The following is a 12,842-nucleotide window of genomic DNA, read 5'->3' as shown; positions in this document are numbered from 1 at the left end:
GCCAGGTCATGTTTCTTTTGGCCTCGGGCATGTCGTTTGCCCAGCACACCAATACGATCACCGCTTCGCTCGATGCCGAAACCAAGGAGATAAGTGTACAACAGGAGTTTATCTACGAGAACAACTCGGATAAGATCTTGACCGTACTTTATTTCAACGACTGGGCCCACGCCTATTCGAACAAGAATACGGGCCTGGCCAAACGCTTTGCCGAAGAATTCAAGCGGAGCCTGCACCTGGCCAAGGACAGCGAGCGGGGCTATACGACCATCTTAAGTGCGGTGGACGACAACTACAGGGGTCTCCGTTGGAAACGGACCACGGGAGACGACATTATCAGGATCGAGCTGAACGCCCCCATCCTACCCGGGGAATCGGCCCAACTTTTCCTGACCTACACCGTAAAGTTGCCCGAGAACAAGTTCACGCCCTATGGCTACAACAAGAAGAACGATTACTACCTAAAAGACTGGTACCTCACACCGGCCTTCTTCGACGGGGCCTGGCACCTGTACTCCAACAAAAACCTCGAAGACCTCTATACCGCCGTCACCGCCACCACGGTGAACTTTACGTTTCCCAAGGGCCTGTACCTGGTTTCCAATTTCGAGGTTTTGGGCAACAGCCAGTTTTCAAACGGTCAACTGGCCCAACTCGCGGCCAATCGGCAAAAAAGTTGTGAAATCATCCTTACCCCCCAAAAGCGGTTCGTTACGCATGTAACACCCGACATGACGGTCATTACCGATATAGAGACTTCGAAATACGGCGAAATAGAGAAAGGCCTATCGATAAACCGGATCACCCGCTTTATAACCGACAATTTGGGGGAGTTTCCACATTCCCATCTCTTGGTCAGCGAAATCGACTACAACAAGAACCCCCTATACGGAATCAATCAGCTGCCCTCCTTTATACGGCCCTACGAAGAACAGTTTCAGTACGAAATGAAGTTCCTAAAAACCGCCTTGATCAACATTCTCGAGGAAACCTTGTTTCTCGATCCCCGCAAGGAACAATGGCTAAGCGATGCGATTGCGAACTATTTGATGATCGGCTACGTCGAAGAATACTATCCCGACCAAAAGCTGCTCGGAAAACTATCGAAAATATGGGGCTTGCGCAGCTTTAACCTGGCCAAGATGGATTTTAACGAGCAGTACCCCTTTTTGTACATGCTCACGGCACGGCAAAATCTCGACCAACCCCTGCTTACCTCCAACGACTCATTGATCAAGTTCAACCAAAAGATAGCCAACAAATACAAAGCGGGCCTCGGACTGGCCTATTTGGCGAGCTACGTCGGTAAGGACAAGGTAGACAAAGGCATCAAGACCTTCTACAAACACTACAAACTGAGCCAGGTAAAGACCTTGGATTTTGAATCCATTCTCAAGCGGATGACCGACGTCGACATCGATTGGTTTTTTAAGGACTACGTCTCGACCGACCGGAAAATAGATTTTAAGATCAAGAAGGTAGAGAAGACCGAAGACTCGCTCTACGTTACCCTGAAGAACAAAAAAGGTACCAATGTGCCCATTTCCCTGTTCGGGCTCAGGAACGATTCGGTGGTATCGAAATACTGGTTTTCCGACATAGAGACCGAAAAAAAGGTGGTCATCCCCAGGAACGGGGAAAAAAGGCTGGTATTGAACTACGACCAGAAGATCCCCGAGTTCAACCAAAGGGACAATTGGAAATCACTGGGCGGTTTTTTATCGGGAAACAAAAAGCTGAAGTTCACCTTCTTTCGCGATTCGGAAAACCCGTACTACAATCAGGTCTTTTATGTTCCTGTGCTCAATTTTAACATCTACGACGGATGGACCCCGGGCATGCGCCTGTACAACAAAACCCTCTTGGAGCGGCCCTTTGTCTATGATTTTGCCCCGTCCTACTCCTTCAGGGAAAAATCCCTCGTAGGTTCAGGACGGTTGAATTACCGCAAATACCTGAGCAAAAGCGGACTCTATGTGGCAAACTACGGCCTGAGCGGGTCGACCTATCACTTTCAAAAAAATTCGAGGTACTCGAAGATAACGCCATCCCTCACCTTCGGTTGGCGCCCCGATAACCTGATATCGAACAAGAGGGAATTTTTGAGCCTTAGGTATGTCAATGTCTTAAGGGACAAGGACGAGAATCTCGCCGATTTTCAGACCCCACCCGATTACGGGGTGCTCAATGTCAGGTATACCAACCACGACCCGGGCATTATCAACTACCTATCTTGGTTCGTCGATGCCCAACATGCCGACGATTTTAGCAAACTGGCCCTCGAACTCGAATACCGAAAACTGTTCGAGAACAACAGACAGTTCAACTTTCGCTTTTTTGCGGGCAAGTTCTTGAGAAACAAGACGACCGATTACGCCGACCCCGATTACTTTAGCTTTGCCCTTGACCGCCCCACCGACTACCTGTTCGACTACGGCTACCTGGGCCGATCCGAAAACTCAGGTATCTACAGCCAACAGATCATTATCGCCGAGGGTGGGTTCAAATCCTTTTTGCCCCAACGCTACCGCTATGCCAACGACTGGATGGCAACGGTGAACACCAGTGTCAACCTATGGCGTTGGATCGAGGTATACGGCGATTTGGGCTATGTAAAGAACAAAGGGGTCAGCGGTAAACTTGTCTATGACTCCGGGGTTAGGCTCAACTTGCTTACCGATTATTTTGAGCTCTATTTTCCCTTCCACTCCAACAACGGGTGGGAAATTTCACAGCCCAATTACGGTGAAAAAATCCGTTTTATCGTAACCGTTAGCCCACGGACCCTCATCGGGCTTTTTACCAGAAAATGGTTTTGATAAGTTTAAAAAATCCTCAACAAAACCGATGTTTTGTAAATTTTATTGCTTTTTTTTCACCCCAAAATAGGTTTGATTTAATTTTCGTTAAAATTTATCCCTATTCTTGAAATTGTAAAAATGCGATTGATTTGTTATTTTTGTTGAAAATCAAAAAGCGCCAATGGATATCTCACCGAAAACCAGTAACGATATTTCCTTCGATGATTTTAAGACTCAAATCTTAAGTGATTACAAAATAGCGGTCCTTAGCCGTGCATGCAGTTTGATGGGACGAAAGGAAGTATTGACAGGCAAGGGAAAGTTCGGCATATTCGGCGATGGAAAGGAACTGCCACAGCTGGCCATGGCCCGGGCGTTCAAAAACGGGGACTTCCGAAGCGGTTACTACCGCGACCAAACCTTTATGATGGCCTTGGGACTGTTGACCCCCAAGGACCTGTTCCATTCGCTTTACGCCACCACCGATATAGAAAAGGAACCCATGAGTGCCGGAAGGCAGATGAGCGGCCACTACGTAACCTATAGCTTAAACGAGGACGGAAGTTGGAAAGACCTGACCCAACAAAAGAACAGCAGTGCCGATATTTCGTGCACGGCCGGGCAGATGCCGAGGCTGCTGGGTCTGGCCCAGGCCTCAAAAGTGTACCGCCACCTGAAAAATGTCGATGCCTCGAAATTTTCGAACAACGGGCAGGAAGTGGCCTGGGGCACCATCGGCAATGCCAGTACGAGCGAAGGCATGTTCCTCGAAACGATAAACGCCGCGGGAGTCTTACAGGTACCCATGGTCATCAGTATCTGGGACGACGATTACGGCATTTCGGTACCTGCCGAATACCATGCCACCAAGGAGGATATTTCGGAAATGTTATCGGGCTTCAGGCGCACCGAGGAAAAGCCCGGATTCGAAATGCTCAAGGTAAAGGGCTGGGACTATACCGCCCTGATGCATGCCTATGAGAACGCCTCCGATATCGCACGCCAAGAACACGTACCGGTAATCGTTCACGTTACCGAACTTACCCAACCGCAAGGACATTCGTCCTCAGGATCCCATGAAAGGTATAAGAGCGAGGAACGCCTGCAGTGGGAACGGGAAAACGATTGCAACAAACGCTTTAGGGAATGGATCCTCGAAACCGGCATTACCACGGAAGAGGAGCTGAACGCCCTTGAAAAGGACATCTCCAAACAGGTAAGACAGGCCAAGAAGGAGGCGTGGGCCGAATATTTGGCCACGCACCTACCCTACAAAAAGAAACTGGTAAGCCTTCTGGACGCTGCAGCCGGCAAAAGCCAAAACAAGAATTTCATCAACAAAATCAAGAACGACCTCATTGCCACGGAAGAACCCCTGAAAAAAGACCTGGCCATCGGTGCCCGAAAGGCCCTGCGCTATTTGATCGGGGAAGACTCCGCGGAAAAAAAGGCCCTTCTCAAATGGACCAAGGAATTCTTGGCCGATACACAACCCAAGTACAGCGCCAAACTGTACAATGAAGGCGAACAACGGGCCACCAACATAACCGAAATAAAGCCCGAATACGGCGATAAGCCCGAAATGGTCGACGGCCGGATTATTTTAAGGGACAATTTCGACAAGCTTTTCGAAAACTATCCCCATGCCCTGGTCTTTGGTGAGGATACCGGGGCCATCGGCGACGTAAACCAAGGCTTGGAAGGCCTTCAGGCCAAATATGGAAAATTGAGGATCGCCGATACCGGCATCCGGGAAACGACCATTATCGGCCAGGGAACGGGAATGGCCCTTCGCGGTCTGCGCCCCATTGCCGAAATACAATATCTGGATTATATCTTTTACGCCTTGGCCACCCTCACCGACGATGTAGCCTGCCTTAGGTACCGAACCTTTGGAAAGCAGAAGGTACCCTTGATCGTTCGCACCCGGGGCCATAGGCTCGAGGGGATCTGGCATTCGGGTTCGCCCATGGGGACCCTTATACATTGCCTAAGGGGCATGTACATCCTATCGCCCAGAAACATGACCCAGGCCGCCGGCTTTTACAACACCCTGATGAAAAGCGACGAACCGGCCCTGGTCATCGAAAGCCTCAACGGTTACCGCTTAAAGGAAAAAAGACCGGACAACCTCGGGGAGTTCTGCACCCCGATCGGTGTGGTCGAAACGGTCAAGACCGGTTCCGATATCACCTTGGTCTCCTATGGCTCTACCCTTCGGATCGTCGAACAGGCGGCCCGGGAGTTAAAGGAAGTCGGGATCGACGCCGAAGTTATCGATGCCCAGACCCTTCTCCCCTTCGACATTAACCACGATACGGTCAAAAGCGTCAAAAAGACCAATAGATTGCTCGTAGTCGACGAAGATGTTCCCGGGGGATGTTCGGCCTATATCTTAAACGAAATCGTTGAAAAACAGGGAGGGTACAGGTATTTGGACAGCGCCCCGCAAACCTTGACCGCCCAGGCCCACCGGCCCGCCTACGGAAGCGATGGCGATTATTTTTCCAAGCCCAACGCCGAGGATGTTTTTGAAAAGGTTTATTCGATGATCCACGAGAGCGACCCCGATAATTACCCTTCGTTGAGGTGATTTTTTAAACATATTAAAAAACCGGTCGGTCTGGCCCGTCTTTAGGTTTCCGTTGCCTTGACCGAAAAAGGCTACCCACTGGTACATTTTCGACCTTGTCAGCCACCATGGCCAAATCGGCCGACGTCCTTGTATCCCACTTATTCCCAACCAGATAGGGAAAAGGGCCCAAGGCGACGGGCTTGTATGGGGCATGGGGATTCACCTGGCGGCAGGAATCGAAAATATACCGTCTGTGTTATTTTCAAGTAAAGGATGCTCCCGCCCCATGTAAATTCATCAAAAAAATTGAATACATTTATACCGATTTAAACAACGACAACATGCAAAAATCATTTTTAAAAGATTTGGGTCTAGCCATTTTAAGAATTGGCGCTTCCGCTATGATGATGACCCATGGGTATGGAAAATTGCAAATGTTAATCAACGGGGCCGAATTTGGCAACCCACTCGGTATCGGATCGACCCCCTCCTTATTTTTGGCCATGTTGGGCGAATTTGTTTGCCCCATCCTTATAATATTCGGTTTTAAGACCCGATTGGCCGCCATTCCCACGGCAATCACCATGGCCGTGGCCGCTTTTATCGCCCACGGTTCCGATCCCTTTCAGAAAAAGGAGATGGCCTTGTTGTATCTTTTGGTATTTGTGGTCATCGCCCTGGTCGGTCCCGGTAAATTTAGTGCCGATAGAAGTTGATCAGATAATCTTGACCAACAACTCCTTTAAAAGATCGGCCTGGGAGGCATTGTTGGCTCCCACTCCCTTTCCCTTGAGATCGATTTCACGCAAATGCGATACGATGGCGCTTACCTTTTTCATGGGGTAATTTCGCGCCGCGGTTTGAAACTCGTTGACAAAAAAGGTATTGATCCGCAAGGCACTGGCCACGTTTTTGGGCGAATGGTCCTTAAGGCCGTGGTATTGCAACAATTGGGTGAAAAAGGTATTGAGCAGCGATACCGTAAGTACCAAGGGATTGTCTTTGGGGTTTTGCGCGAAATAGTTGATTATTCGCGTGGCCTTGAGCACATCGCGCTCCCCTATGGCCTTTTTCAGCTCGAAGTTGTTGTAATCCTTACTGATCCCGATATGGGTCTCGATATCGGCCGGGGTTATCTCGGAGTTCTTCGGAAGCACGAACTGGAGTTTTTCCAACTCCTTGTTGATGCGGCTTAAATCGGTACCCAGATACTCGGTCAGCAAAACTGCGGCCTTATGTGAAATACCGTAGCCCTTGCCCTGTAGGTTCTTTCGGATCCAATCGGGTACCTTGTTCTCATAGAGCTTTTCGCTCTCGAACAGCACCCCGTTCTCCTTGATCGCCTTGTATAGCTTTTTTCGCTTGTCGAGCTTTTTGTATTTGTAACAGATGACCAAGACCGTGGTAGGTTGGGGCCTGTTGGCATAATCCAACAACTGGTCGATGGTACGCGTGAGGTGTTGCGCCTCCTTGACGATCACCACCTGCCTTTCGGCCATCATGGGATACCGCTTGGCATTGGCGACAATATCATCGATAGTGACGTCCTTGCCATAAAGGACCATCTGGTTAAAGCCTTTCTCCTCTTCCGACAGCACATTTTTCTCAATATAGGAGGAGATGGCATCTATGTAATAGGGCTCTTCCCCAAAAAGAAAATACAGGGGCTTAAGGGCTCCGTTCTTTATGTCTTTGACTATCCGCCTTGCTTCATCCATTGGGACCTGGAAATTTTTAAACAAAATTAAATGGGGGCATTTCAATCTTTAAAGTTCTATTTTTACAAAAAAATAAAACCTGACAGCCGTCCATGCGACCCTTGAATTTTGCCGAGTATAGTTTTCGGTTCAAAAATAGCGAAAATAACCTCCTTATATTTGATGTCATACGCAAAAAATTTGTGGTATTGCAGCCCGAGGAATGGGTAAGGCAGCACGCCGTACATTATTTGCTCGTAGAGAAGAATTACCCCAAAAGCCTCATTAACGTCGAAAAGCAATTGACCGTTAACGGACTGACCAAACGGTACGATATCGTGGTCTTCCACCCCAACGGCGATATCAACGTATTGATCGAGTGCAAGGCCCCCGAGGTGACCATCGACCAAAGGACATTTGATCAAATTGCAAGGTACAACAGCCGCCTAAGGGCAGACTATCTTATGGTGACCAACGGGTTGGCGCATTTTTATTGCCAAATGGATTTTGAATCGGAAAAATATACGTTTTTAAGGGATATTCCTGATTTTAGCCGTTAATTTGTCCTCGTTTTGCGAATAGCCGTTGTCATACTTAATTGGAATGGAGAGGTACTTTTGGAAAGGTACCTGCCCTCAGTGGTCGAATATTCTTCCGGAGCCGAGGTCTATCTGGTCGATAATGCCTCGACCGATGGGTCTGTCGCCTTTGTCAAGGCCAACTATCCCACGGTACAGGTCATTCGAAATTCGGAAAACGGGGGGTTTACCAAGGGATATAACGACGGATTGAAACATATCGATGCCGATATCTATTGCCTTTTGAACTCCGACGTTGAAGTGACCGAGGGATGGCTAGATCCCATTGTCTCGCTTTATGCCCATAATCCGGATGTGGCCATTGTACAGCCCAAGATCTTGGATTTGATGCGACGGGACCACTTTGAGTACGCCGGTGCCGGCGGGGGCTTTCTCGACCAATTGGGCTACCCCTTCTGCAGGGGCCGGATATTCCAGTCCCTCGAAAAGGATATCGGCCAGTATGACGATACCTGCGAGATCTTCTGGGCGACCGGGGCCTGTATGTTCATCAAAAGCAAGGTTTTTTGGGAAATAGGTGCCTTCGACGAAAACTATTTTGCCCACCAAGAGGAAATAGACCTGTGCTGGAGAGCCAAGAATGCGGGGTACAAGGTTTTCTACGAGGGCCGCTCCAAGGTCTATCACCTGGGCGGGTCGACCCTCAGCAATATGAACCCCAAAAAGACCTTTTTGAATTTTCGCAATTCGCTTTACTCCATAACCAAAAACCTCCCCCGAAAAAAGGCGGTCCGTATCGTCTTCTTACGTCTTTTGCTCGACGCGGTAGCCGCCGCCCACTTTGCCCTTCAACTAAAGTTCAGGCATAGCTTCGCCATTTTACGTGCCCATTTTAGCTATTACAGGAACTTTCGGAAAATGTATAAAAAAAGGGAAAAGACCACTTTTGTTCCGAAATATTACCACACAAAATCCATCGTTTTATCATATTTTGTGCGCCATATAAAGAATTTTAACTATTTAGTAAAAGATTAACTATTTTAATAAATGCTAAATTTGGCGTTTATATAATTTTGTTGCTTATTGTGCCTTAATCGAAATCAAATAACAACAATTAATACTTAGTAACCCACATCACATTATGAAAAGAATAATTTTAGGCTGTTTAGGAGTAACCTTACTTTTAGGTTCATGTGTATCTCAGAAAAAATATGCCGATTTAGAGGCTAAACACAAGGAAACACAGGATTTATTAAATTCAGCAACGGTTAAGTTGAACGATTGTTTGGAAGAGAAGGCAACGGCCGATTCGAGAAACAAAACCTTGCAAGACCAAAATGCTTTCTTAAAGGCCAACAACCAAGAGTTGATCAACAACATGGGCAACTTGACCACCTTGACTACCAAAGGTGCTGAAAACCTGGAAAAATCACTGGAAAGTTTAAAGGAAAAGGATTTGACCATCCGCAAACTGCAAGACGCCATTACAAGAAGGGATTCCGTAAACTTGGCGTTGGTACAGAGCTTGAAAGGCGTTTTGGGCAATTTGGATGACGAGGACATCGAAATCAGCGTTGAAAAAGGTGTTGTTTTCGTTTCCATCTCAGACAAATTATTGTTCAGCAGCGGAAGCTACAACGTCACCCGAAGGGCCAGGGAGGTTCTCGGCAAGGTAGCACAGGTAGTGAACAACAAGCCTGACTTCGAATTTATGGTCGAAGGCCACACCGACGACGTACCCTACAGAAAAGGTGTCCTTTTGGACAACTGGGACTTGAGTGTCAAGCGTGCCACTGCCGTTGTTCGTATCCTACAGAACGATTACGGTGTCGATCCCAAGCGTATGACCGCAGCGGGTAGGGCCGAGTACGTTCCCGTTTCCCAAACCGAAAAATCGAAAAACAGAAGGACCCGTATCGTTGTTCTTCCAAAAATCGATCAGTTCTACAGCATGATCGAGGAAGGTATGAGCGATCCTGCCATCAACAACTAGGTCCATCCTAACAATCTTAATAAAGCCGCTACTTCCCGTAGCGGTTTTTTTATGCCTTGTGGCGAACGGATAGGGATGGGACGGATAGGGTTTTCAAGAGGAAATGCCTTCCACAAACGAAGAAGGCGCCCTTGGCCTAGGCCGCGGGCCACGGACCGAGAACCTTCAATTGATGACGCCCAGGTCTCCCTTGCCTTCCCTGATTACCTCCGGAAGTCCGTTGGAAAGGTCGATTACCGTAGAGGCCACATTGTCTCCATATCCCCCATCGACGACAACATCGATAAGGTTATGCCATTTCTCAAAAATAAGCTCGGGGTCGGTGGTATATTCAAGTACTTCATCCTCGTCTCGAATGGAGGTCGACACAATGGGGTTGCCCAAACCTTCGACAAGGGCACGGGCAATGGTGTTGTCGGGCACTCGGATACCCACCGTCTTTTTCTTCTTAAAATCCTTGGGGAGGTTGTTGTTGCCCGGAAGAATAAACGTATACGGCCCGGGCAGGGCTCGTTTCAAGATCTTGAAAGTGGCCGTATCGATTTGACGTACGTAATCGGACAGGTTGCTTAAATCGGCGCATATAAAGGACCAATTGGCCTTGGCCAATTTCACCCCTTTGATCCGGGCTATTTTTTCCAAGGCCCGGGAGTTCGTAATATCGCACCCCAAACCGTACACCGTATCGGTCGGATAGATGACCAACCCACCTTTTCGAAGCACCTCTACGACCCTGTTGATTTCCTTCGGGTTCGGATTTTCCTCGTATATCCTTATTAGCTCGGCCATAATTGTAAAGTGATAAAAGAACCATAAAATTACAAGATTTTTCCTTTACAAAGCGTCGCCCCCGACTTTTTCACATAAATACCCGGCCCGTTACGGGCGGGGCGACCTAGGACGGGATGACCTCTAACTTGGCAAAGCGCAGCAAAAGCTTTTTGACGTCGCCCTTTTCAAACTGTATCTCGGCCTTCTTATCGTTGCCTACCCCTTCGATTTTAAGGATTTTTCCCCTTCCGAAGCGCGTATGGTTGACCAGGCACCCTTCGACCAGGTTGGGGTCGATGGTTTTGCTATTGCCGACTGGCGTGGCCAGTTGCGGCTTGAGTTTCCGCAATTTGCGAAGCTGGGTCTCGTTGGGCCGCTTGGTGGGCGGAGGTGTGCCGTTCGTCGGTTTCTTCTGTCGCAGGCGGCTTTTATCGACCTCCCCAAAAATATCGGCATCGACCAAGGGCCTGTACCGATACCCCCTATCGATCGGGGTGAGGTTCTCGATATATTTCTCATCGATCTCCTCCAAGAACCTGCTCGGTTCGGCATCGATGAGCTTTCCCCAACGGTAACGGTTTTGGGTATAGGTCAGGTAGGCCTGTTTTTCGGCACGGGTAAGGGCCACGTAAAAGAGCCTTCGCTCCTCTTCCAGCTCGCTACGAGTATTCATGCTCATGGCCGAGGGAAAGAGGTCTTCTTCCATTCCCACGATGAAGACGTAGGGAAATTCGAGGCCCTTCGCCAAGTGGATGGTCATCAGGGCTACCCGGTCATCGTCGCCCGTATCCTTGTCGAGGTCGGTGGCCAAGGCCACATCTTCCAAAAATTCCCCGATATCGCCCTTGGCGTCGGCCACTTCCTTCTGTCCCTCCACAAAATCCTTGATCCCGTTCAAAAGCTCCTCGATATTTTCCATTCGGGCAATGCCCTCGGGAGTACCGTCTTTTTTGAACTCCAAAAGTACCCCGGTCTTTTTGGACACGTGCTCGGCCAAGGTAAAGGCATCGGAACCTTGGGCCATAATTTGAAAGCTTTTGATCATGGCCACAAAATCTTCCAATTTTCTTCGTGTGCCCGCATTTATCTTCAGGTCTATTTTTCCCAAGTTCTCCATGACCTCGAATATGGAACGGTTGTAGTGGTTGGCCGCTACGGTCAACCGGTCCAGGGTCGTATTTCCGATGCCCCGCGCCGGAAAATTGATTACCCGTTTAAGGGCCTCCTCGTCCTTGGGGTTGATCACCAATCGAAGGTAGCTCAACACGTCCTTAATCTCCTTCCGCTGGTAAAATGAAAGTCCGCCATAAATACGGTAGGGAATATCCCTTTTTCGAAGGGCGTCCTCGATGGCCCGCGATTGCGAGTTCGTCCGGTACAGTACGGCAAAGTGCCCGTTGGGCAGGTGCTCGTTCATCTGGGTCTCCCAAATCGTACTGGCCACATAGCGTCCCTCTTCGGCATCGGTAGGGCTACGGTGCACTTTAATGGGCGGTCCGTCGTCATTGTCCGTCCAAACCACTTTTTCAAGCTGGTTCTTGTTCTTGGCGATAATCGAGTTGGCCGCGTTTACAATATTCTTGGTAGAACGGTAGTTCTGCTCCAGCCGGTACATCGCCACATTATCGTAATCGCGTTGAAAATTGAGGATGTTGCTGATGTTGGCCCCCCTGAACGAGTAGATACTCTGGGCGTCGTCGCCCACCACGCAAATATTCTGGTAACGGTCGGCCAAGGCCTTTACGATGAGGTACTGGGAGTGGTTGGTATCCTGGTACTCGTCGACCAGTATGTATTTGAACCGTTCCTGGTATTTCATCAAAACCTCGGGAAAGCGGTTGAGCAGTTCATTGGTACGCAATAAGAGGTCGTCAAAGTCCATGGCACCGGCCTTGAAGCACCGGTCGACATAGTTTTGGTAGATTTCGCCCATACGCGGACGCTTGGCCATGGCATCGGCCTCGACGAGTTCCGGGTTTTGAAAATAGGCCTTTACCGTAATCAGACTGTTTTTGTAGGATGAAATGCGGTTTTGAACCTGTTTGTACTTGTAAATATCCTTGTCGAGCCCCATTTCCTTGATGATGGAGGCGATAAGGCGTTGCGAATCCTGCGTGTCGTAAATGGTAAAATTGCTCGGAAACCCCAACTTGTCGCCATCGAAACGCAGTAATTTTGCGAAGACCGAATGAAAGGTTCCCATCCACAGGTTTTTGGCCTCCGAATTTCCCACTATACCGGCGATACGGGCCTTCATTTCCCTTGCGGCCTTATTGGTAAAGGTCAAGGCCAGGATATTGAACGAGTCTACCCCTTGTGCCATCAAATGGGCAATACGGTAGGTAAGTACACGCGTTTTTCCGGATCCCGCCCCGGCAATTACCATCAAGGGCCCGTCCTTATGCAATACCGGTGCCTTTTGGGCGTCGTTCAGCTCATCGATAAAATTCTTCAAACCTTCTTTTT

The 12,842-nt window shown here is 48.8% G+C and carries 9 protein-coding genes; 6 read left to right on the top strand and 3 right to left on the bottom strand.

The window, feature by feature from the left end; all coding sequences use genetic code 11:
• Positions 1 to 8: 8 nt before the first annotated feature.
• From BUB37_RS19145 to BUB37_RS19130, 3 genes are all read left to right on the top strand, one after another.
• Positions 9 to 2,819 (top strand): metalloprotease, encoded by a 2,811-nt coding sequence (locus BUB37_RS19145; protein ID WP_072995470.1) that lies wholly within the window; start codon positions 9 to 11, stop codon positions 2,817 to 2,819.
• 163 nt (positions 2,820 to 2,982) lie between these two features.
• Complete coding sequence (locus BUB37_RS19140; protein ID WP_072995446.1) at positions 2,983 to 5,394, top strand: alpha-ketoacid dehydrogenase subunit alpha/beta; 2,412 nt, start codon at positions 2,983 to 2,985, stop codon at positions 5,392 to 5,394.
• 323 nt (positions 5,395 to 5,717) lie between these two features.
• Positions 5,718 to 6,092: a DoxX family protein gene (locus tag BUB37_RS19130; RefSeq protein WP_072995444.1), complete on the top strand. Its 375-nt coding sequence runs from the start codon at positions 5,718 to 5,720 to the stop codon at positions 6,090 to 6,092.
• Here the strand turns inward: BUB37_RS19130 and holA are convergent, their stop codons facing one another.
• Positions 6,093 to 7,094 carry a DNA polymerase III subunit delta gene (holA, locus tag BUB37_RS19125; protein WP_072995443.1) on the bottom strand — a complete coding sequence of 334 codons (1,002 nt, stop codon included), beginning with the start codon at positions 7,092 to 7,094 and terminating at the stop codon, positions 6,093 to 6,095. It lies immediately after the preceding gene.
• Between the two features lie 92 nt (positions 7,095 to 7,186).
• On the opposite strand from holA, the gene BUB37_RS19120 reads away from it, so the two are divergent.
• The 3 genes from BUB37_RS19120 (at position 7,187) to BUB37_RS19110 (ending at position 9,605) form a co-directional block, all read left to right on the top strand.
• Positions 7,187 to 7,633, top strand: coding sequence for a type I restriction enzyme HsdR N-terminal domain-containing protein (locus BUB37_RS19120; protein WP_072995442.1), 447 nt, complete (start codon positions 7,187 to 7,189; stop codon positions 7,631 to 7,633).
• Between the two features lie 12 nt (positions 7,634 to 7,645).
• Entirely contained in the window at positions 7,646 to 8,647 is a 1,002-nt protein-coding gene (locus tag BUB37_RS19115; protein ID WP_072995441.1) for a glycosyltransferase family 2 protein, read from the top strand.
• A 106-nt stretch (positions 8,648 to 8,753) separates the two neighbouring features.
• The gene (locus BUB37_RS19110; RefSeq protein WP_072995440.1) at positions 8,754 to 9,605 is read left to right on the top strand and encodes an OmpA/MotB family protein; all 852 of its coding nucleotides are present in this window, start codon (positions 8,754 to 8,756) and stop codon (positions 9,603 to 9,605) included.
• 165 nt (positions 9,606 to 9,770) lie between these two features.
• On the opposite strand, the gene BUB37_RS19105 is transcribed toward BUB37_RS19110, so the two are convergent.
• Positions 9,771 to 10,394 carry an L-threonylcarbamoyladenylate synthase gene (locus BUB37_RS19105; RefSeq protein WP_072995439.1) on the bottom strand — a complete coding sequence of 208 codons (624 nt, stop codon included), beginning with the start codon at positions 10,392 to 10,394 and terminating at the stop codon, positions 9,771 to 9,773.
• Positions 10,395 to 10,500: 106 nt separating this feature from the next.
• Positions 10,501 to 12,831: an ATP-dependent helicase gene (locus BUB37_RS19100; RefSeq protein ID WP_072995438.1), complete on the bottom strand. Its 2,331-nt coding sequence runs from the start codon at positions 12,829 to 12,831 to the stop codon at positions 10,501 to 10,503.
• Between the last annotated feature and the right edge of the window lie 11 nt (positions 12,832 to 12,842).

Origin of the sequence: Pseudozobellia thermophila (assembly GCF_900141855.1) — a bacterium.
Taxonomy (GTDB): Bacteria; Bacteroidota; Bacteroidia; order Flavobacteriales; family Flavobacteriaceae; genus Pseudozobellia; species Pseudozobellia thermophila.
This window is presented reverse-complemented; position numbering and strand designations above follow the sequence as displayed.